Annotated in this window: 22 protein-coding genes and 1 rRNA gene; 22 read left to right on the top strand and 1 reads right to left on the bottom strand. The window is 44.1% G+C overall.

Features of this window, described 5'->3' with window-relative positions:
- Nucleotide 1: 1 nt before the first annotated feature.
- The 22 genes from C7Y70_RS19955 to C7Y70_RS19855 all read left to right on the top strand — a co-directional run bounded on the left by C7Y70_RS19955 (nt 2) and on the right by C7Y70_RS19855 (nt 21,900).
- Complete coding sequence (locus C7Y70_RS19955) at nt 2–583, top strand: DUF3486 family protein (protein ID WP_135476733.1); 582 nt, start codon at nt 2–4, stop codon at nt 581–583.
- 1 nt (nt 584) lies between these two features.
- A complete protein-coding gene (locus tag C7Y70_RS19950) occupies nt 585–2,138 on the top strand; it encodes a terminase family protein (protein WP_135476731.1) in 1,554 nt (517 codons plus the stop codon).
- Nucleotides 2,138–2,293 carry a hypothetical protein gene (locus tag C7Y70_RS20560; protein ID WP_167850851.1) on the top strand — a complete coding sequence of 52 codons (156 nt, stop codon included), beginning with the start codon at nt 2,138–2,140 and terminating at the stop codon, nt 2,291–2,293. The genes C7Y70_RS19950 and C7Y70_RS20560 overlap by 1 nt, the downstream gene beginning before the upstream one ends.
- Nucleotides 2,287–3,846: a DUF935 domain-containing protein gene (locus tag C7Y70_RS19945; protein WP_135476729.1), complete on the top strand. Its 1,560-nt coding sequence runs from the start codon at nt 2,287–2,289 to the stop codon at nt 3,844–3,846. Before C7Y70_RS20560 ends, C7Y70_RS19945 begins: the two co-directional genes overlap by 7 nt.
- On the top strand, nt 3,839–5,197 hold the full coding sequence (locus C7Y70_RS19940; RefSeq protein WP_135476727.1) for a phage minor head protein: 1,359 nt from the start codon (nt 3,839–3,841) through the stop codon (nt 5,195–5,197). Before C7Y70_RS19945 ends, C7Y70_RS19940 begins: the two co-directional genes overlap by 8 nt.
- A 206-nt stretch (nt 5,198–5,403) precedes the next feature.
- On the top strand, nt 5,404–5,862 hold the full coding sequence (locus tag C7Y70_RS19935) for a phage virion morphogenesis protein (RefSeq protein WP_135476725.1): 459 nt from the start codon (nt 5,404–5,406) through the stop codon (nt 5,860–5,862).
- Nucleotides 5,863–6,086: 224 nt separating this feature from the next.
- Nucleotides 6,087–7,133 carry a DUF262 domain-containing protein gene (locus C7Y70_RS19930; RefSeq protein ID WP_135476723.1) on the top strand — a complete coding sequence of 349 codons (1,047 nt, stop codon included), beginning with the start codon at nt 6,087–6,089 and terminating at the stop codon, nt 7,131–7,133.
- On the top strand, nt 7,117–7,710 hold the full coding sequence (locus tag C7Y70_RS19925; RefSeq protein WP_135476721.1) for a HEPN domain-containing protein: 594 nt from the start codon (nt 7,117–7,119) through the stop codon (nt 7,708–7,710). The genes C7Y70_RS19930 and C7Y70_RS19925 overlap by 17 nt, the downstream gene beginning before the upstream one ends.
- Nucleotides 7,711–7,806: 96 nt before the next feature.
- Nucleotides 7,807–9,000, top strand: a complete 1,194-nt coding sequence (locus C7Y70_RS19920) for a phage protease (RefSeq protein ID WP_135476719.1) — start codon at nt 7,807–7,809, stop codon at nt 8,998–9,000.
- Between the two features lie 2 nt (nt 9,001–9,002).
- Complete coding sequence (locus C7Y70_RS19915) at nt 9,003–9,383, top strand: hypothetical protein (protein WP_135476717.1); 381 nt, start codon at nt 9,003–9,005, stop codon at nt 9,381–9,383.
- Between the two features lie 6 nt (nt 9,384–9,389).
- A complete protein-coding gene (locus tag C7Y70_RS19910) occupies nt 9,390–10,283 on the top strand; it encodes a Mu-like prophage major head subunit gpT family protein (protein WP_135476715.1) in 894 nt (297 codons plus the stop codon).
- A gap of 70 nt (nt 10,284–10,353) precedes the next feature.
- Nucleotides 10,354–10,815, top strand: coding sequence for an HI1506-related protein (locus C7Y70_RS19905; protein WP_135476713.1), 462 nt, complete (start codon nt 10,354–10,356; stop codon nt 10,813–10,815).
- Nucleotides 10,812–11,240, top strand: a complete 429-nt coding sequence (locus C7Y70_RS19900; protein WP_135476712.1) for a phage protein Gp36 family protein — start codon at nt 10,812–10,814, stop codon at nt 11,238–11,240. The genes C7Y70_RS19905 and C7Y70_RS19900 overlap by 4 nt, the downstream gene beginning before the upstream one ends.
- Nucleotides 11,240–11,665 carry a hypothetical protein gene (locus C7Y70_RS19895; RefSeq protein WP_135476710.1) on the top strand — a complete coding sequence of 142 codons (426 nt, stop codon included), beginning with the start codon at nt 11,240–11,242 and terminating at the stop codon, nt 11,663–11,665. Before C7Y70_RS19900 ends, C7Y70_RS19895 begins: the two co-directional genes overlap by 1 nt.
- Nucleotides 11,662–12,408: a hypothetical protein gene (locus tag C7Y70_RS19890; protein ID WP_135476708.1), complete on the top strand. Its 747-nt coding sequence runs from the start codon at nt 11,662–11,664 to the stop codon at nt 12,406–12,408. The genes C7Y70_RS19895 and C7Y70_RS19890 overlap by 4 nt, the downstream gene beginning before the upstream one ends.
- A gap of 64 nt (nt 12,409–12,472) precedes the next feature.
- On the top strand, nt 12,473–16,054 hold the full coding sequence (locus tag C7Y70_RS19885) for a tape measure protein (protein WP_135476706.1): 3,582 nt from the start codon (nt 12,473–12,475) through the stop codon (nt 16,052–16,054).
- Nucleotides 16,051–16,413: a hypothetical protein gene (locus tag C7Y70_RS19880; RefSeq protein WP_135476704.1), complete on the top strand. Its 363-nt coding sequence runs from the start codon at nt 16,051–16,053 to the stop codon at nt 16,411–16,413. Before C7Y70_RS19885 ends, C7Y70_RS19880 begins: the two co-directional genes overlap by 4 nt.
- A gap of 10 nt (nt 16,414–16,423) precedes the next feature.
- The gene (locus C7Y70_RS19875) at nt 16,424–18,562 is read left to right on the top strand and encodes a hypothetical protein (RefSeq protein ID WP_135476702.1); all 2,139 of its coding nucleotides are present in this window, start codon (nt 16,424–16,426) and stop codon (nt 18,560–18,562) included.
- Nucleotides 18,563–18,565: 3 nt separating this feature from the next.
- Complete coding sequence (locus tag C7Y70_RS19870; protein ID WP_135476700.1) at nt 18,566–19,534, top strand: hypothetical protein; 969 nt, start codon at nt 18,566–18,568, stop codon at nt 19,532–19,534.
- Entirely contained in the window at nt 19,531–19,848 is a 318-nt protein-coding gene (locus tag C7Y70_RS19865) for a hypothetical protein (RefSeq protein ID WP_135476698.1), read from the top strand. The genes C7Y70_RS19870 and C7Y70_RS19865 overlap by 4 nt, the downstream gene beginning before the upstream one ends.
- Nucleotides 19,845–21,683, top strand: coding sequence for a hypothetical protein (locus tag C7Y70_RS19860; RefSeq protein ID WP_135476696.1), 1,839 nt, complete (start codon nt 19,845–19,847; stop codon nt 21,681–21,683). The genes C7Y70_RS19865 and C7Y70_RS19860 overlap by 4 nt, the downstream gene beginning before the upstream one ends.
- Complete coding sequence (locus C7Y70_RS19855) at nt 21,676–21,900, top strand: hypothetical protein (protein WP_135476695.1); 225 nt, start codon at nt 21,676–21,678, stop codon at nt 21,898–21,900. Before C7Y70_RS19860 ends, C7Y70_RS19855 begins: the two co-directional genes overlap by 8 nt.
- Nucleotides 21,901–22,198: 298 nt before the next feature.
- Here the strand turns inward: C7Y70_RS19855 and rrf are convergent.
- Nucleotides 22,199–22,313: ribosomal RNA gene (rrf, locus tag C7Y70_RS19850) — 5S ribosomal RNA — on the bottom strand.
- Nucleotides 22,314–22,393: the final 80 nt, after the last annotated feature.

Genomic DNA, 22,393 nt, shown 5'->3' with positions numbered 1-22,393 from the left:
TATGACTGAACAAGCGCGTAGAACCAAACCCAGCAAGGTTGACTTACTCCCTGAAGATATTAAAAAGCACCTAGACGAAATGCTCCGCGATAAGCGTTTTAGCCAAGGGCAAATACTCGACGAAGTAAACACCTTAATACTCAATGCGGGCTTAGACGAAGAAGCCACAATAAGCCGCAGTGGCCTAAGCCGCCATGCACAAAAAACGGAGGCCATTGGTCAGCGCCTAAGAGACTTACGCGAATCAACCAAAGCACTCACCGCGCAACTGGGCGATAAGCCCACAGGCGACACCACTAAGTTAATACTTGAGATGGCCCGTTCTTTATTATTTAAAGCCACGATGCAGCAAATGACCAATCCTGATGACGATGCTGCCGTTGATGTAGGCTTACTTAAAGAAGTGATGCTTGCCTGCCAACGCTTAGAATCTACCGCGATGAAAGCACACCAGCGCGAGCAAGATATTCGTAAAGCCTTTGCAGAAGAAGCCGCCACCACCGCTGAGCACGTTGCAACGCAAGCAGGTATGACAGCCGACACCGTTGCACAAATCAAAAAGTCTATATTAGGGATTGCTTAACATGAAAGCCGCTAATACAGCCGAGCAAATGAATGCTGAAATAAGCCAGTTTAACGCCGACGAAGTGTTACTTGGGTATCAAAAACGCTGGGTTGCTGACGACTCCGTATTAAAAATTGCTGAGAAAAGCCGCCGTACGGGTTTAACTTGGGCTGAGGCTGCCGATGCTGTGTTATGCGCCGCAGCTGCACGCAGTGCAAATGGCTGCAATCATTTTTATGTTGGCTCAAATAAAGAAATGGCCCGCGAGTTTATTGATGCCGCCGCCATGTGGGCAAAAGCATTTAATAAAGCCGCTTCACAAGTATGTGAAGAAGTCATAAAAAATGAAGACAAAGAGATTCTAACCTTTGTTATTTACTTTAGTTCAGGCTTTAAAATTCAGGCGCTCAGCTCTAACCCGTCTAACTTACGGGGTATGCAGGGCAACGTAACAATAGATGAAGCGGCCTTTCATGATCGCTTAGCCGAAGTACTTAAAGCCGCACTTGCACTAACTATGTGGGGCTCAAAGGTACGTTTAATTTCAACCCATAACGGGGTAGACAATTTATTTAACGAGCTTATTAAAGACAGCCGTGCAGGTAAAAAACGCTACTCAGTTCACACCATCACCATTGAAGATGCCTGTCGTGAAGGCTTGTATCAACGTATTTGCCAAATCAAAAAGAAACCCTGGTCACAACAATTACAGCAACAATGGATTGCTGATTTACTTAAAGATACCGCCAGCGAAGACGATGCCCGGGAAGAGTATTTTTGTGAACCTAAAAAAGGCGGTGGCAACTACATACCCCGCGCATTAATTGAAATGGCAATGGTTAAGGGCATTCCCATTGTGACCTATGAAGCGCCTGCTGATTTTATGTCATGGACTGAAGACGCCCAAAAAGCTGAGATTGAGGCATTTTGCACAGAGCAGTTGGATCTGTTTTTAACCACGTTAAATCCTGATCTAAATCATAGCTTTGGGGAAGACTTTGCCCGCCGTGGCGATTTAACCGTATTTGTGCCCCTTGAAATAGCCCGCGATTTATCAAAGCGCGTGCCGTTTTTAATCGAGCTAACCAACCTTACCTACGATATGCAGCGTTATGTGATGCTGTACCTAACTAAACGATTACCCCGTTTACAAGGGCTGGCGTTTGATGCAACAGGTAACGGTGGCTACTTAGCCGAAGCCGCCGCATTACATTTTGGTACTGACATGGTTGAGCAAGTCATGCTTAACGATCCATGGTACAGGGAGTGGATGCCCAAGCTTAAAGCCGAGTTTGAAGATAGAAACATTGCCATACCAAAACACCAAGACATTCTTGATGACTTGCAAATGATCACCGTGCGCAACGGCACCCCAAAAATAGATAAAGGCAGCAGCAAAGGCACTGATGGCCGCCAGCGTCATGGCGATTTTGCTGTGGGCCTTGCAATGGCTGTGCGTGCTGCTTGGATGCAAGGCAGCGCGATTGAGTTTACCCCACTGCCAGATAAGCATGCTGAAGATGAGTTTGACTATGACGAACTGGCCAACTACCAAGGCGCGGGGTGTTGGTAATGCGCTGGCGCATACTTTGCCAAGAGCTATTTGCAGCCCAAGAAATTACGCTTGATTTTAGCGCCCCAAATAAAACCGCAGCCATCGAATATGCATTAAAACTCGATGTGTATGTGATCACCTTAAAACAACTTATACGAGTTAAACCATGCTAGTAGATATTAACGGCGACCCGCTAACACTCGAGACCCTAGACGAAAAGCAAACCGACAATAACAGCCGCGTTGCTTCGCTAATGAAAGAGTATGCAGATCATCCAACCCAAGGGCTTACCCCTGTAAAGCTGGCAAACTTACTGCGCGAGGCAGAGCAAGGCAACCTAGCGGCCATGGCAGACTTAGCCAAAGATATGGAAGACAAAGACGGCCATATAAGTTGCGACTTAGGCAAACGCCGCCGTGCCATTGTTGGCCTAGACTGGAATATTAAAGCGCCACGCAATGCCAGCGCATTAGAGCAACGTGATGCCGATATGCTGGGCGAGATCATTGATGATGCCACCTGGTTTTATGATCTACTCTTTGATTTTAGTGACGCTATTTTAAAAGGCTTTTCACCCAATGAGCTGCAATGGGATTACGTAGAAAAACAGCAAATCATTACGGGCTATGAGTTTCGCGATCAAAACATCTTTAAAACGCACCCAGACAACCGCAATCAATTAATGCTCAATGATGGCAGTGCTGAAGGCGAGCAGCCCAACCCGTTCGCCTGGGCTATGCATATTCATAAATCAAAGTCGGGTTACGTACACCGTGCGGGGTTGGTGTCGGTATTAAGTTGGCCGTTCTTATTTAAAAATTATTCGGTACGTGACTTAGCCGAATTTTTAGAGATTTACGGTTTACCTGTGCGTGTGGGTAAATACCCCAGCGGTGCTAATCCAAAAGAAAAAGCCACACTATTACGCGCAGTAATGAGCATTGGCCATAACGCAGGCGGTATAATCCCCAAAGGTATGGAAATTGATTTTCAAAGCGCCGCGAATGGCCAAGCCGATCCGTTTGAATCAATGATCCGTTGGTGTGAACTCACCCAATCTAAAGCAATTTTAGGCGGTACGTTAACCAGCCAAGCAGATGGCAAAACCAGCACCAATGCACTGGGTAATGTACATGCAGATGCACTAAGCTCTATAACTCAAAGTGACTTACATCAAATAGAGCAAACTATTAACCGCGATATTTTATACCCGCTGTATGCGCTTAATGGTAAAAGCTACGCAGGCAATCGCCGCCTGCCACGCTTTGAGTTTGACAACTCCACCAGCGATGAAATGCGCGATTTAGCTTACCCGCTGCGCTCATTAGTACAGCTAGGTATGAAAGTCCCTAAATCATGGGTGCATGAGCGTTTAAACATTCCTGTAGCAACCGATAATGACGACGTTTTAGAAATACCCACAGAGCCAATGAGTAACAGTACAGCCGCATTAAAAGCCAGCTCGCTCGCAGTGCTTAAAAGTGAAGGCACAAGTAACAAGAGCCAAGCACAGCTCGATACAGCTCTAGATGCCATTACCAGCGGCGATATGCGCGAAGAATACAAAACCGTATTGCAGCCACTGCTTGATAAGCTAAACCAAAGTGAAGAACTGGCCGCCATTGAACTGGCTGAGCTTTACCCCATGCTAGATCAAGATGGCTTAACTGACTTACTCACGCGGTTGTTTTTTGTAAGTGAGCTGTGGGGTTCACTCAATGCCTAGCGTTAATTTAACCAGCGCTTTTGATAAGCCGCCCGCAGACGCGGTGGCTTACTTTAAATCTAAGGGTTACGCCGTAAGCGATGAATGGCACGATATGTTGACGAGCGCCCATAGCAAAGCGTTCACCGTTGCGCGCGCACAAAACATGGACGTGCTCAGTGCTATTCGTGGCGAGCTAGATGCCGCATTAACACAAGGCTTAACAGCCAAGCAATTTAATGAGCGCCTAACCCCTCAGCTGCAAAAGCTCGGTTGGTGGGGCAAAGCTAAAAATGCCATTGGTGATGACATACAGCTAGGTAGCCCGTATCGCTTAAACACTATTTACCGTACTAACATGCAAACGGCTTACATGGCTGGGCGTTATCGGCGCATGTTATCGCGTGCTAAAACGCACCCTTATTGGCAGTATGTGGCTATTGATGACGGCCAAACTCGCCCCGAGCACAAGCTATTAAATGGCCGCGTCTTTAGGTTTGATGATCCAATATGGCAAACCATTTACCCGCCTAATGGGTGGGGCTGCCGTTGTCGTGTACGTGCATTAACTGAGGCACAAGTTAAATCGCGAGGCATTACCGTTGAAGATGGCAGTAATTACGTACAACCCTTTGATGCTGAGATTATCAGCCGCGAAACAGGCGATATTAAAACCGTGCCCCATGCCCGGGTAAAACTACCACCCGATGATGTAATGACCCCTGATCTAGGCTGGGCATATTCACCAGGGCAAAGCGCCTTTGGCACCGATACAGCCATAGCCCAAAAGCTGGGTAAAGTACCCGACCCACAACTAAGAGCCGAAACCATCCAAGCCCTTAATAATAGCCCAGCGCGAGAGGCCGCGTTTGAACTATGGACAAAAGAAAGCCTTGCCCGTGTTGAGCGTTACCAATTAGCTAAGCAAGCAAATAATACCGCTGGCTTAAAAGCCAATGGCCCACGGCCACAACATAAAACCGTAGTGAGCTTTCTAGCAGACGATATAAACCAACAGCTGATTGATAAAGGCATTGAGGCTGGGCGTGTAATTACCTTAAGTGAGCGCGCATTAGCCCATGCCAACAGCACCCGCCACAAAGTAAAAGGCCAAGCACTAGAGCTTAATGAATATACACAGCTCAGTACTTGGCTTAATAACCCACAAACCAAAGTGTATTGGGACACAACAAATAATAACCTTATGTATGTTTACCCATCTCAATTGTCTGGTGGTGAGCAAGTCATAAAAGTGATTGTGGATTTTGCCAAGGTTGGCAGTGTATTCGACCCGCTAATTAATGTGTTCAAAGTTACACAAACAGATATAAACGCAGGGATTGCGGCAGGCTATTTGAAAGGCTGGCGATAGGGTGAGACTCGAACCCACATCATAACGAACACGTTAACCGTTACCCATTGGAAACACTACCGCCATGGATAAGTATTAATCAAACATACATGTAAGTCAAAAAGAACAAATGCCAGCTCGTTGGCTGGCATTTAGGAGGAGTAACCACACTCCATGAAGTAAGTACCGATGTGGTTACACTGTTAAGATTAGCCAAGGTTCCTATTATGTCAACTATCTCAATTTTACCTGAAGGCACAGCCGTCATCGCCATATTAGAGCAACTAGCTGAGCGCTTTGATAATCTCAGCGAACCTATGGATGCTATTGCTGCTGTGATGGAAGGTGCCAGCGAAGATGCCCTAGCAGATCAGCAAAGCCCGGTTGATGGCTCGCCATGGCCAGCACTTAGTGATAATTACTTAAAGCGCAGGTCAAGCCGTGTTGGTGGGCAAATACTGCAAGCCACAGCTGGCGGACTCGCGGCCTCTATTACAGCAGACAGCGGCGACTTTTGGGCGCAAATTGGCAGTAACAAACCCTACGCCGCTATTCATAATTTTGGCGGCTTGCCAGAAATGGCACCCGGGCCCGCAGCGATTCCTCAACGTGAATATTTAGGCTTAAGCCGCGATAACGAAACCGAATTACTGGTGATACTGGGCGATTTTTTATTAGAAAGCTAAAAACGCCACAACGCCCCCTAAGAGCGTATGCGGTGTTTTAGTCGCGTGAATGTTGCGAGTGTGCTGTTAAATCAGCTGGAAATGGGTTTAGAAACGTTTCTAAAGATAATAAATAGTTGAATCTACTTTGATAGTAATTTAATTTGGTTGAGTTACTGATATTTTGTATTACCACTTAATTGTGATTTTATTTTATCCACTAGATAATAAATTTAAGGAAGCATATGTCTCAAGAAATGGAAAATAAAACTCTTAATCTTTACCCTATCGATTACCCTTTCGAAACTTTGGTAACTCGAATTACTGCAAAGGTTCCTAAAACAATATTAAACCCCGAGTTTCAAAGAAAATATAAATGGGACAAAGAAGGCTGGGGGAGAGCTTCAAAATTTATCGAATCTTGTTTGATGAGAATACCTATCCCATCATGTTATTTTGCTGAAGATGAAAATCGAAAGCAACTTGTAATTGATGGTGTCCAAAGGCTTACAACAATAACAAAATTTTTTAATGATGAATTTGCCTTAGAAGGGATGACAACATTTAAAGAACTTGAAGGAAAAAAATTTTCCGAACTTGGGGATTTACAAGCTGAACTAGAATCTACAACTATACGTTGTATTGTTTTAAGAAAAGAAAATCCTAAAAAGCTGATTAGAGAAATTTTTGCACGCCTCAACCAAGGTTCTGTAGAGCTAAGCCCGCAAGAAATTAGACACGCAATATATCCAGGCTCTTTAGATGACTTATTATTTGAGCTATCTAAAAATCCAATAATAAAAGAGTTTTCACTGGTTGAAAACAGTAAAAAAGTAAAAGATAGCAGAGAGGATGAAGAGCAGGTTCTCCGTTTCTTAGCCTTTGAAAAAAACATTGAACTAGAAAGTTATAACAATAAGTTACATGACTTCCTTGATGAATTTATGGAACGAAATGCAGAAGCACCTCAAGATAGGATTAATGATCTCCGCACCAGCTTTGAATCTGCTTTAGGAAAATGCGAAATAGTTTTTGGTGATGATATATTCAGCGACACATCTAGAGACCGACCAAAACAAGGAATGGTGCACTATGACCTACTAATGATAACCGTAGGGTTATTAGATATCGCGACCATTAAATCTAAAAAAGGGAAAATAAAAAAGGCTTACCACTCACTCTGTCAAAGCGATGATTTCAGGAAAACAATTTCTGGCGGGTTGCAGCAAAAGCGCTCCATTTTAAGAAGAAGAGCACTATGGGAGCCTTTGTTAAATGCAGCAATTAAATAAATTAGATAAGAATTTTAATAAATATAAATCACTTCTATTAGAGTTAAAAAAAGTTGTATCTGAATCAGAACATAGAGTTGTTCGAGAAGTACCTGATGATTTATTCATTGATAACGTGAATTTTTTTGTGAAATCTTACCTAATTAGTGTATGTAGTTATATAGAGGCATGCCTCCAAGATCTTGCTTTTTTACATACTTTGAATGTAACCAATAAGATTAAAAGTGCGAATATCCCACACAATTTAATACATTGGAGAACAAACCCTAATTTTAAGAAACATCATTATAAATACTCAAACTTTGTTTTAGATGTGACGAAAAAGGATATTTCAGAAAGCATTTCAGCAAACCCTTATAAAACTGAGAAACTATTTCAGAACTTAGGTGTAAATTTACTTAATCAACAGGCTTTTTTAGATAATAAAGAGTTAATGCATAAAATCGTTGAGAAAAGAAATAACATAGTTCATCACAACGATACAGCTGCTGATGTGTCATTTGGAGATTTAAAGTCATATATTGATGTAAGTATTGAATATATGGCGAGTATTAAAGAAGCAGTAAAAGATACATGATCTTACTGAAAGAAAATATTTTTAATCCAGTTTAAAATCACTCTCTAAAGAAATCCTGAATACTGGCTGCAAGTTAATTTACTTGTAGCCAGTTACATGCCGTTAAACACTCACAACACAGACTTACCACATACAAACAGGAGCAGTTTGCCACTGGAAGGCATTTCACTTGCTGTACTAACGGCGAGTAAACTTGCAAATATAGGCCTTGCGGTATGTCGTTTTAATGCTGATGTAACCGCTGATGGCACCAGCCCACGCGTGCAACTTGCACCCGATGGTTACTTTAGCGCAGGCGATGGCCGCCCAAGCGATACCGAGCACAATGCCTGGCTAATGGATGAAACTGCATTTAATACCCTTAAAGCAGATGCCAGCACACGCCAAAACGATTACCACTTTGACTACGAACATCAAACTCTTTATGCGGAAGAAAACGGCAAGGAAGCCCCCGCCGCAGGGTGGTTTACCCCCACCGATTTAGAGTACATCCCAGGCGAAGGCTTGTTTGCACTCAACGTGCAATGGACAAAAAAAGCTGCCCAATTTTTACGTGATGATGAATACCGTTTTATCAGCCCCGTATTTCATTATGGCCCCGATGGCCGCCCCGTTAAATTACGCCACTTTGCGCTGACCAACGAACCTGCTGTTGATGGCATGCGCAAGGTGGCCGTTTTAAAAACCTCAACCCCTGAAAAGGAAACCACCATGAATGAAGCACTCCAGCTGCTTGCACTCTTGGGCGTGACTGTGGGTGATGGCGAACAGCCTACCACCGACCAATACGCCACAGGTCTTGCCGCACTCAAAGCGCTTAAAACAAAAGCCGACTCGGCTGATGAGCTAAGCACTAAATTAACCACAGCCAGCACTGAAGTCGCCGCACTTAAAGCAAATTCAGGCTCAAGCGTTGACCTATCGAAATATGTGCCCGTTGCCACTTATAACGCAATCACTCAACAACTCGCTGTATTAAAAACAGAGAATGACGGTTTAACCGTTGAGCAGTCGATTGATGCCGCAAAAGCCGATGGCCGCATTATTGAAGCTGAGGTTTCGTACTTTCAAGACTTAGGCAAGCAAAACGGCGTAGCTGTTTTAAAAGCCGCGCTGGATGCTCGCAGCCCAATTGCCGCGTTAACGGGCACTACTCAAAGCAGCGCCGCACAAAAGAAAAAGGCTGACGAAGAACACAATCGTGATCCTGAATTAACCACTGAAGAACTCGCTGTACTCAAAGCCACTGGCATTGATAAAGCGGCATTCTTGAAAAATAAGGACGCATAACCATGGCCGCTATTGCAAAACGCCAAGGCAAATTTAGAGCCTACCCACTTGCTGCATCCGTTGTATTAACTGGCGATGCACCTGGCATTTTAACCAGCAATGGTTTGCTAACCAACGTTGGCACAGTTGGCACTTGTGCGGGCATTGTGCGCATGGGTGTTGATAACAGCCAAGGCACCGACAAAGCACAACGTGCAACTGTTGAAATTGGCGAGCACTTATTTGCCAATGCAGGTGATGTGCTCGACAGCCATATTGGCAGCACTGTGTATTTCTCGACCGATGGCCATGTGTCTATCGACTCTGCAACCGATAGCCGAAGCACCGCAGGCAAAGTGACGGAAGTTGCTGCACAAGGTGTTTGGGTTGAACTAGGAATTTAAACCACTATGGATATTTCAGCCCCATCGTTACGCGCCGTTTTTACGGCCGTTAAAACTGAATTTAATGCAGGCCGCAGCACTTACACGCCTACTTATACGCGTATTGCCACGGTCGTACCTTCGACTACATCAAGTGAAGATTACGCTTGGCTAGGTGAGTTTAGCCGCTTGCGTGAGTGGATTGGTGATCGCCATGTAAACAAAATGGCCTTGCACTCGTACTCGATTAAAAACAAAAAGTTTGAAGCCACTGAAGGCATCGCCAGCGAATACATTGAAGACGATACGCTTGGCGTGTTAATGCCTAAGTTCCAAGATATGGGCTATGCGGCAGCCACACACCCAGACGAACTAACCTATGCCTGTTTAGCCAGCGGCTGGAATACCTTGTGTTATGACGGCCAAAACTTTTTTGATACCGAACACGTTGTTGGTGAAGGTGAAAACGAAAAGCTTGTATCAAATATGCAAGATGGCGCGTTAGCCCCTTGGTATTTACTGGATACTCGTCGCCCACTTAAACCGCTTATTTTCCAAAAGCGCAAAGACTACCAGCTCAGCGCTAAAACCGATGCGGGCACCTCTGATCATGTGTTTATGGCCGACGAATATTTATATGGCGTAGACGCCCGTGTGAACGCAGGTTTTGGTTTTTGGCAACAAGCCTTTGGCTCCAAAGCCGAGCTAACCGAAGCAAACTTTAATAGCGCGATTGAAAAAATGATGGGCTTAAAGTCAGACAAAGGCCGCCCGCTGGGTATTAACCCTGATTTACTCGTGGTTGGCCCAACGAACCGCAGCAAGGCTAAAGCACTCATTGAAGCCATGCAAAAAGAAGGTGGTGCATCAAACACTAACTATCAAGCGGTTGAAGTGATGGTTGTGCCTTGGCTTGATTAACCAGGCTTTACGCTAGCGTTTAGGGTTAGCCCGGCTAGCCCTTCTGTTTTATATAAAGGCAGGATATGAAATGTCTAAAAATAGTACTGATACTGGGTGCATCATTGTCACTAACCCGCGCGGTCAAAAGTACCGCCGTGCGGGCCTTACATTTGCCCCAGGTAAAAATAAATTGCCAGCCTCAGATATTGACGAGCAGCAACTTAAGACCCTTAGCGGTGATCCACACATTAGCGTGCAAGCGAGTAAAACGCCTGCGCAGCCAAGTTCGCAATCATCATTGGACGACGGACGTGTGGATAACACTGTAGCTATAGAGCTTGATTTAGCGGGTATTGATGAAAGCTTACACCCCATTTTAGCCATCATGCTTGAGCAACGCTTTGTTAAAAAGCCAACGGTTGATGAGCTTGAGTATCAAGTGCCTGGCATCGATGCTGGCGAAGTACTCACAATAAAACCCAGTGCTGAGCAGCGTAATGCCGCATGGAAAGTATTTAGCCATGCAGTTAAGCAAGGTCAATCATCATGAGTTATGCCAGCACTAATGACATGCTAAAACGCTTTGGCCTGCAAGATTTAGTGCTGCTAACAGAGCGTGAAGACAGCGACCCTGAGCAAATAAACATGCCAATTTTAGAGCAGGCATTACTTGATGCCAGTGCTGAAATTAACGGCTATTTAGCGGGGCGCTACTCATTGCCGCTGACGATTGTGCCAACCGTATTAACGCGTTTGTGCTGCGATATTGCCCGTTACTTTTTGGGCACAGATAACGCACCAGAGCACATTACTGAGCGCTATCAAAATGCAATTAAGTTTTTAGTAGCGGTTGGTAAAGGCAAATTATCGCTCGGTGTTGATGAGCTAGGCGCAAATGCCCAAACCGATGACACGGCAGTTATGCAATCAGCGGGCAGCGTATTTGCCCGTGGTAAATCGAAAGGGTTTATCTGATGTTTGACATAACCGATGACTACTTAGCAGCACACGAGCCATTAAAAGCCGCGCTTGAGACAGTGCCCAACATTAAGCAAGTTAATTACATTACCGACTTAGCTGATTTGGGTGAGTCATCACAACGTACACCGTGCTTGCACTTTTTGTATTTTGGCGACCAATTACCCGACACCGCAAACGCCGGCAATTTAATGCAAATTAAACAAACCTGGCTAGTGATTTTGGTTGTGCGCCAAGGCCGCAAAGAAAATGCAGGCCCTCATTTAGTTAACACTATTCGCGCTATTGCAGGCAAAAAAGCGGGCGATACTGGCCCTTGGCTGCGTGTTAACTCACCGATTAAACCCCGATTCACCAAAGGTTTTGCGTATTACCCGCTGGCCTTTACTTGTCAAATGAGAATGAAAGGAGCACACCTATGAGTGGCTTATTAGTAGCGGGCAATTTTTACATTGACCGATTAAGTAAAACGGGCCAAAGCACTGGTATTTTTGGCCCTATCAATATGACTAAGCTTGAGATCAAAACTGAAGCTGATTCTAAAATCCGTACATCAAAAAAGAAAGACTCTTACGGCCAAGCTTTGGACGATGTAAAAATTGCCAAGCCTGTTGAGCTGTCGATTGAATTTGATGATGTGCCGTCTGAACTGTTAGCGATGGCGCTAATGGGTAAGGTGGTTGATGTTAATCAAGCCAGTGGCAATGTAGCTGATGTCGCTAAAACACTCCCTGCAAACCAAGGTTGGCTGGAGCTTGGCCATAAAAACCTAGCAAGTGAAGGTTTAACCGTTAAACAAGCTGCTGTTGATTTAGTGCTAGGCACTGACTTTGAGGTGAACTATGCCCTTGGCCTTATTCGCTCCATTAAAGGCGGTGCAGTTGACGCTGGCGGCAGTATTACTGTGAGTTACCAACACAACGCTATGAGCGGCAAAGCCGTTGAAGGTGGTATTGAAAGCCAAGTACGCGCGCGTATTTTTGGTGAAGGTGAAAACCTAGCCAACGGTAAAGCAATTCAACTCGAAGTATACGAAAGCTCTTTAATGCCCAACAAAGCCATCGACTTTGCGGCCAGTGAGTTTGTAAGCGGTGGTTTAACTGGCACGGCTAAAGTGGTGACAGGCAAAAACTCCCCGTTTTTATACACCGAACTCGACGCCTAATTTCCTGTGCGGGGCTGCGGCCCCTTTTCACACTCTTAAACACCATTTAAAACTGAGTTAACCCATGGCAGATAAAACCCTCGAACTAGCCCTACGCATCGTTGCCGAAGCGACAGGCAAGCAAAATATTGAGCAACTGGTTCAAGAACTGCGCAACATTGAGCAAAGCGCCGATGCCGCTAATCCTGCTGCTGATAAACTCAGTGAATCACTAGACCAAACCGATAACAGCGCCAAGAAAACCAGCCAAACCGCTGGCAAGCTTGCCAACGAATTAGACGGGTTAGCTAATCAAGCTGATCTAATACGTGCATTTGAGCAGTCAAAACAAAAATTAGAACAACAAGAAATAGCCACAGCGGCGGCAGCTCAAGCCCTCGACCAATTACAAACTGAAGCCAAAAACACTGATAAGCCATTTGTGCAACTCGCGCGCTCATTAGACGCCGCAGAGAAAGATTTAACACAAATGCGCACCGAGCTTACACAGCAAACAAGTAAGCATGCAGCACTTCAAACAGCCCTTAAACGCTCTGATGTTGATACTAATAACCTACGTGTAGCCAAGCGTGACTTAGCTGCCCAGTTTGATAAGTCTGGCCGCTCTGTCGATAAGTTTAGTAATGAGCTGCGCACTGGCACCACAGCCCAACGCGCTCAAGCACAAAGCTTAGACGGTGTAATTGGTAAAGTAACTGCACTGGCCGCCGCTTATATTGGATTTGATCGTGTAGCCCAAGCAGTAAGCCAGGTATTTAGTACTGGTGATAAATTTGAAAAGCTCGGCGTGCAAATGCAAGCGCTTATGGGCGGTCTTGCGGGCGGCGAAAAAGCCACAGCATGGGTAAAAGAATTTACTAAAAACACCCCGCTACAAATGGGTGAAGTAAGCCAGGCGTTTGTAAAATTAAAAGCGTTTGGCCTTGATCCAATGGATGGCACTATGCAAGCCATTACCGACCAAGCATTAAAGCTCGGCGGCGGGTTTCAAGAGGTTGAAGGTATCAGCCTTGCACTCGGCCAAGCGTGGGCAAAGCAAAAGCTCCAGGGCGAAGAAATACTGCAAATGGTTGAGCGCGGTATACCTGTTTGGGATCTACTTGAAAAAGTCACAGGTAAAAACACCGTTGAGCTGCAAAAGCTATCTAGCGCAGGTAAGTTAGGCCGTGATGTAATTAAAGGTTTAATAGATGAAATGGGCCGTGCAAGTGCTGGCTCTGCTGCGGCACAAATGGCGCTTTTTAGCGGGCAAGTGTCAAACGCTAAAGACAACATGGAGCAGTTTTATAACCTTATAGCGCAAAGCGGTGCACTGGATTGGTTAAAAGCCAATATTACCGCGCTTAATACTGAATTTGCAGCAATGGCGAAAGATGGCCGCTTGCAAGAGTGGGCGCAAAAAATTAGCGACACAATTGTAAGTACAGGTAATGCAATTAAAAATACCGCAACCACGCTTTATGAATACCGCGAAGAAATAGCCACCGTTGCTAAAGTATGGCTGGCGCTTAAAGTCGGTAACTATTTTAGTAGTGTTATCAGCGGCGCAACCACGGCCATTGCATCACTAAGAACCTACACCGCTGCTATTGGCTCTACTACCGTGGCAACTAATGCCGCAGGCATTGCAGCGGCTAAATGGAGTACTGCGCTTAAAGCTGTAGGTAAAGCAGGTTTATACACCTGGTTAATTACCGAGTTAATCGACGTTGGTTTACTGTATAAAGATTTACTGGTTGCTGAAGAGTCACTTAGAAAGTCGCAACAAGCAAGTGCAATACAAGCCAAAGCATTAGCAGATGAATTACAAATGCTGGCTAATTCCACGGGTTTGATCATCCGTAATTCAGCCGAATTAGACGCATTAATAGAAAGCGGTAAGCTTGTTTGGGACGAAGCCACCCAGCGCTATGTAAATCTAGAATACCAACAACGTAAATTAGCTGAATCCACAGCCGCAGCGACAGAGGCCGAACGCCAGCGCCAAGAATTGCTTACGCTTTCATTGCCCGAAGCCCTTAAAACAATTCAATCATTAGAGCAGCAAGCCATAAGCTTAGATGGTGTAAAAATTGGTGTTGATGGTTTTATACAAAGCATAGAATCTGCCCGTGTTGCAATTGCCGGCGCTGGTGAACAATACCAGGGCCAGTTAGTCATTTTAGATGCGCTAAAATTTAAGTTTGAAGAGCACGGCGCATTACTTGAGCGTCAAAAAATATTTGCGGGTAATGTAGAAAAAGCTTATGCAGAGTTGGGCTTAACGTCGGTTCAAGCCTTAGATGATACCGCTAATAAATTGCGCGCAGCGTATGAGCTAATGGAAGAATCAGAGCAGCCATTAGCCGTACAACGCCAGGCATATTTAAAGTGGGCAGAAGCGGCCATTGCTGCCGCAGACGCAACAGATCAAACCGTGCCTTCTAGCATTCAAGCCGCAGCTGCTGCACTGGGGTTAACGAAAGAACTTGATAAGCTCATTGAAAAAGCAAATGCCTTAAAGCCTGTAACCGACACAAACAGCGATGCAGTTAACCGCTTTACTCGCGAGTTAGAGCAAACCCGCGACGCAATAAAAACAAACCAGCAAGTAATGGCGAGCAGCACGGCCACCGCTGAGCAAAAAGCCCAGGCGCAAGCCGCGCTGACTATTCAACAACAGCGATTAACCCACCAAACTAACGACTTAACGCGTGTTCAACAGATAGAGCTTGCAAGTTTAAGTGAATTACAACGCGAACATAGCCGCTTAACAGATGAACTTGAACGCTTAAATTCACGTTATCAAACAGGTCAACTAACAGCACAACAATACAACTATGAAAAGCAACGTTTAGGCGATGTATTAAGCGTTGTAAATAACCTGCTAGGTGATTTTAAAGGCGCACAAGATGCGGCAACCAATGCGACTCGTGCAGGCACGCAAGCTACGAATGACCATGCCCGTGCAGCTGCGAACTCAGTTAAATCGCTAGATGCGCAAGCTGCGGCTTTAGGGCGTGTTGCATCCGCCGCAGCCAGTGCCAAAAGTCGTACTGAAAGTATTGGTAATGGTGCAAGTGTGAGCGATGTTGTCGACTATCAAGATAAAAATGGTCGTAACGCATATGAGTTAGATACTAAAGCAATAAATAGAGAGCGAGAACGTCGCGCTTATGCTGCTACTCAAAATGCACAATTTAGTAAATTTAACGGCCAAATTGATAATGCAAACAGTAGTGAGGCACTGACTGAGATATACAACAGAATCAATAAGCAGCTGACATATTTGACCCGTGAGCAAAAGAGTACATTAAACGCAGCAATTAACGCACAACAGCAAGCGATAAAAGCGCAAAGTGCCACTCAAAAAGCGGTTGAACAAGTCCAGACTTATACGCCTGCACCAACGCCAAGTTACAAACCAAGCTATACAGCGCCTACAAACAATTATACGCCCAGTAATAACGCATCTAACGGTGATTTAAACAGCCTTACAGCTGCTGTTCGCGAGCTTATCGCTTTACTTAAAGGCCATTATGGTAACACCAATGGCAAAACAATCAGGTTAGAACTGGCATTACCTGGCGGCCAAACGGCCAATATATTAGCTGATTTTGAAGAGCAATTTTTACAACGTTTAGAGCAATTGAGTAACACCCAATGATTTTAATAAATGCACAAAGCTTGGATAACTTTATTTGGCTTAATGAGTTTGATTATTTGCCCGTAGCCGAGCAAACAGAGCGTGCTTTAAACGGCGCGCAGCACATTGAAAAAACACCGATACCCGCAGGCCGTCCAATTTATTTATACAGTGATTTTGAAGACGCCAGCGTATTTACACCCTTGTATGAGCATGCACAAACAACTCTTACCGCGTTTGAAATAACCATACGCGGCACGAGTTTTAATGTGGTGTGGGACCACAACCAAAAAGCTGTTGAAGCCGTGCCGCATACGCATTTTTCAGACTCGGCACCGACTCATTTTCAAAATATAAACTTACGTTTAAAAACCGTTTAAAGGTCCGATAATGAAAAGAACCGATTTAAAAGTATTCAAACCACAGCGTATTGGCAACGAGCAACACGCAGGCGGCCACCGCACCAGTAACGCAATTGTTAGCGGTAAATTAAACGATGTGTTTAGCTCAATAAGTGACATTGATCATGCCCGATCATCATTTGATTTAGTGAAGCTCTATCCAGCATTAAGCACAGACGATTCAAGCCGCTTGCAAGATGCCCACATATTCTTAAGCGACCAACCAGATGATCCCTTAGTCAATGTTTTACTGGTTGAAGCGAAAGACCTAAAAGACACAGATACAGTCACTGAAATGCTGCCGTATTTAGGGCTTGCTAGCACTAAATTTCACGGCACTAGCTTAATGACTGCGCCAGTGAACGCACAAGGCCAAGAGCTAACAGTAGAGTCAATCACACGCACTTTAACGCCAAGCATTACCACAGTTAATACAAAGATAGGGCTTAAACCCGACTCAGAGCCATTTAGCATTTACCGAACAAAGCGCGTTTTAAGTTATGGTGAGATTACAGAAATAAACATTAGTGTTGATGACTTTTTAGAAGCTGAGCCAACGTTCTACGGTGAGTATCAGTACATTTGGTATTTTGATAATGCTGATGTTGGGCAAGTATCTAGCGTTCAAAAAGGAGTTAGAACTATAAAGCTGAGTGCGGGTAATGGCGAACTAAACTCGTTACTTTATCAAAACAACACATTTACTTGCTCAAAGCTCTATCCAGCAATCGGTAAAGACCAATATTTCACGCTTTTCTATGTATCAAACCAAGATTTTAGGTTTCATTCATTTACGACGAGTTCAGCAATAACATTAGCCGCAGGAGAAAGTGTTTTAAAAGGCTCAGCTAAGCTCAAAAAAACGGGTGACGAAACAGTCTATAAAGACGATAGCCAAGGCCGCTTTATTTCAGGCGGTTATGTGTTTGCGACCATTGATTATGACACTGGCGTAATCACAGAAATTGATAGTGTGGATTATAACGGCACAGTTACTGATAACTTAGGGGCATTAATCCAAAAAGGTGCGCTAACAATCAACGCTAAGCAATGGCAGTTACCGAGCAGCAGCTTTGCACGTGACTCGGTTTATATTACGTTTGAAACCGCAGCGGGTGCTACGTTCTCAGCGTCTAGCGATTTGAGCGGTAATATCACAGGCACCAATTGCACAGGTACAGTAAGCGCAACTGGCTATGTTGATTTAGCATTTAGTGAAGATGTTAAGCCAGACTCAATTCGTTATGACTATAACGAAATTGAAGTAACCACAGTACCCGCGCCGCCGGGCGGATTTGATACTTCAACGCTACCAAATAACGGCACAGTAGCAATTTTCCATACGTATAACCCTGTCAGCGTACAGAACCGTGAGCGTACAGCCGCTGCAACGCTATCAAGCGGCCAAACAATTAACGTTATAGCCGATGCTGATTTTATCGATATTGTAGATAGCACCGGTGCAAGCTGTTGGTCTGTAACCGATGATAACTACAGCTACGATGCTGCAACAGGTGACATCACAATAAACGCGGGTATAAGCGCATTTTCACCGCCGTTTATTATCACTGCAATTCAGTCAGAGCTTGCATTGATTGACGCAATCAAAAGCAACACATTAAGCCTACTAACACCATTGAGCCGTTCTTATCCCGCTGGTGCAACAGTGAGCAGTGTCCAAGCTTTAGGCGACTTTCAAGCCCAAACAAAAGATGAACGAACACTAGCCGCATGGCAAAATAATTTTGGTGATACTGGCGCGGCTGCATCCAGTGCAATCAATACCACGCAATACCCAATAGAGCTTACAAACATAGGCGCAATAGCCCAGCGCTGGGCCATCGTGTTTACATCAACAACAGCTTACAACGTGATTGGTGAATCAGTCGGTAATATCTACAGCGGCGATACGCTAAACGACTGTGCCCCGATTAACTCATTCGCAGGCGCCCCGTATTTTATATTACGTAAAGAGGCGTTTGGCGCAGGACTAAACCCCGGCGAAGCGTTTTTATTCGAGACTCTAGCGGCCAGTAAACCAACCATGGTTACGCGCTCAGTATCACCTGGTCACTCAGAAATAGTGCGTGACAATTCAACTTTATCATTTCGTGGAAATAAGGACTAAATAATGGCTCAAGCAGTTACAGTTTATAGATGGGATGACCCCGGCGCACCGCAGATAGTAGAAGGTAGACCAAGTGAGTTTATTAATGTTCTTAAGAAGTGCTTAGCCGAAGGCTACGGTAATAAAACAGCTGTCGGTTGGTCTATTGAAGATGAAAACATACCAGAAGAATCTCCGTTTCTTGCGCTAAAAAACAATACTTCAACAGGTGGTTCCGGCGGAGTGCTTATTGCTTCAGCATCAAATAATAACGCAACGAATTCAATAAGATTACAAAGTGCTTTGGACTATATATCTAAATCTGAACAATCAAGACTTGGTGCATACTTTTATACCAGTACTGGCGGTTCTGGTATTTATTACCCAAACAACTGGGTAATCATAGCAAGCGGTACAGCGTTTTTTTATATATCCCACCCTGAATATCGGAAAAGTTATAATTCCTTTGGAGCCAGCAATCACTCTGTGTTTTTTGCCGGTGATTTTAGTTCTTTTTATGGTTTTGACTCTGCAAAATTTATAACTCTTGCGGGTAAAAAAAATAACTCATCAATAAGCTGGAATACGCAGCTTAATTACGTAATATCAGATAACTACAGTAGTTCTGTTGGCTATATTTATGCGCTAGATTCATCTGTTTCAAAATCGGATTCATATTTATTAACTAATTTTGGAAATCACGCTCTAAATCAAACAAGCCTTCAGGATTCTTCACCTGAAATTAGAATACTCAGCCCTTTTTTATTATCAACTGGCTCTAATTCTTTAGCAACCGCTGGAACAAGGGGTAACAGTGAAGTACTTCCTTTCATAAGAGGGCAAATACCAGGGTTATTTGCTTCTCAAGAATTTGGATATAGAAGTGAAAGCATGCCATTCATAAAATTGATAGATGGAGCGCAGTATTACAGTGTACCTAGACCCAATGGTGGTGGAACATCAATCTGGATAAATATGGAAGAATGGCCATGATATTACCGATACCAAAAATATATAAGGCTCCGCTATTATTTTCTGCGCTTGTTGTAGATACGAAAGATGCTGAAAGAATGCTGATAATAAATAGAATGAATGGAGATAAATTGGCGCATTTTAAAATAAATGATGGATTAAATACTAGAGTTTTGCCGTTGAATTATTCAGTAGATCCTAATTTGGCAGTAGTGATGTTTGATGATGATAGTCAGTTTAACGCAGCAATTACAGATAATGTGCAAGCAATGTTAATTAATGTTTTTAGCTTTGACATAAATAATCCACAACCCTACGAGCCGCTAATAGGATGATTGAATTACGTTTTGTTAACCCATACAAAGTTAATAAATCGCCTCTTCGATTAAGCTATCAAAATAATGACATGGATGTCATGGGTAATGATGCCGCGTTGGTGATGCGATTTACTAAACAGCATGTAATAAATACATCACCACTGACAATCAGATTCGGTTATGACACTGGGCCAATAGATCCAACGTTGCCGTTTTTACAAGCGAATATTGGTATCGAACAGGGTTTAAGTTGGTTGAATCCGCAATTAATCACGCAAGTAAAAGTGCTAGCATGGCAAACTGAGTCTATTAAAACCGAGTTTGAAACGGCTTTTAGCAACGCAGAATTAGTTCCTGTGACATTTAGTTTTGACTGGCAAACCACCGCATTAGTCACAGCACAAAACAGCGTTACATGGGGTAACAGCGGTTACGTATCAAACGTTATTCAAATGCCGTATAAAATTATTACTAGCATTGAGTACAACGAGAATGACTTTAACTGGCTAACTCAGTTAGATATTGAACATACCGAATTTAAACAGCAATGGAACAGCTCTAAATTGCTAAAAACAGCGCATGAGTTGCATTGGCATGTAAAACCACTTTTAGAGTCTAGTGAGCTAGTAATACACTTCGGCGAGACAGACAAAGAGTACATTTGTTATTGGCGTAACCACCCGTTCAAAGGCTATGTAAATTTAGAGTTCACAGAGTCTGCAACGGTAAACAATGAACGCTTAGTTATGCGTTTTAATAACCCTGATAAAGTTTGCTATTGGGGCTTACCGGGCGGCCTTGTTCGCGGTGACGATGACGTACCAACCATTGATAGCAAAATCCCCATAGAACCCCAGATTAGGAATACATACATCATGCAGCCAACAATCAATTGCGTGCGTGTTTCAGACGATTTAAAAATACTGATCAACAGCGTTAATTACTCTGTATCTCGCGGCCAATTTAGCGCAACATGCAATATTAAATTTTGCTCACGCATCGACTTTGATCGTGCCCTGGGCCAAGAGCTTAAAATCTCGCTAAATGGCTATGACTTTTATGTGATTTGTGAGCAGCCAAGCACTGGCACACGCTTTGCGAATAAAAGCTACAGCGCAAGTTGTCGCAGTCGTTTTGCCTTGCAATCTAACCCTTACGCTAGGGCTACAAACTACGCGAACCCAACCGCAAAAACCTTAGCAGGGATCATGTCTGATATTCTAGTAAATACAGGTTGGTCACTCGATAATAAAATGATTGATTATCCAATCCCAACAGGCGCGTTTACCTATACCAATTTAACCCCAGCGGCGGCACTGTTAAGCGTGGCTAAATCAGTCGGCGCAATACTCGATATTAACGACGCAACTAAAACTGTCTCAGTAGTCCCAGCATGGCCCGTAATGCCTTGGGATACAGCCAATGCAATCTGTGACGTAATACTAAATGATTCAATCATACTTGAGCACAACAGCAGTCAAACAATAAGCCAGGAACATAACGCGGTATTTGTGCGCGGTGAACAGCAAGGCGTAGCATGTAAAATCAAACGAACGGGTACACTTGGCGATCAGTTTGCCAATGATGTTGTAGACTCGATAATCACCCACAACCAAGCAGCACGTCAGCGTGGAACGTTTGAGCTGGCTAACAGCGGTAAGAAACAAAATACAACAATAAGAACCAAGCTTTTAGATGACTTACCGCCAATCCGCCCTGGTATGTTAGTGGGCATCACTTACACAGATTCAGTATTTAAAGCCACATGCGACAGCATGACAATTAACGCTAGTATCAGCGACCAAGGTGCTATCACAGTTAGCCAAACAATACAGGTGCTCAGCAATGTCTAACACATTAAACCGACTCGGCTCAGTACTCGATAAAACCCAACGCACCATAGCGAACATCGTCACAGTTAACACAAACGGCACTACGCTTGTCGAATACAGCGACAGCAGCCAGAGTGTTGTATTAGGAGATAGTATTCAAACTGGTGCGGTATATGTAGAAAATGGCAGGATTGTTGGTTCAGCACCAACATTGCCATATACAGAGATTGAAGTTTAAGTATTTGGAAAGCTGTTTAATATAGAGTAATTTCTATTTTTCGCAGTTATCGCGCGAAGCGCGGGAAATTTTCGCGCGGCGCATCATCTTATTTGGCGCCATGGTGCGCTACGCAGTAGGATGACCTACTTTTACATAACAAATGCTACACTATCATTGTGTCGGGGCGGCCTTCCGCGGGGCTCGCCTTCGAGCTGTTTCGTTTCACTACTGAGTTCGGCATGGAGTCTGGCTATTTATTAAATATCAGACAACAAAAAACCCGTCACATTTCTGTAACGGGTTTCTCTTATTTGGAGCCTGGCGATGACCTACTTTCACATAACAAATGCTACACTATCATCGGCGCTGTTTCGTTTCACTACTGAGTTCGGCATGGGGTCAGGTGGGTCCAAAACGCTATTGTCACCAAGCAAATTTGGTGTAAGTTCGATTTAATCAAACTTACTAAAATTTGGAATTTCTGATAATAAAGTCTTCAAGTATCTACTTT

This window comes from Pseudoalteromonas sp. KS88 (assembly GCF_004766475.1).
Lineage (GTDB): Bacteria > Pseudomonadota > Gammaproteobacteria > Enterobacterales > Alteromonadaceae > Pseudoalteromonas.
Note: the sequence above shows the minus strand (reverse complement) of the source record. Positions and strands in the feature narration are given on the sequence as shown.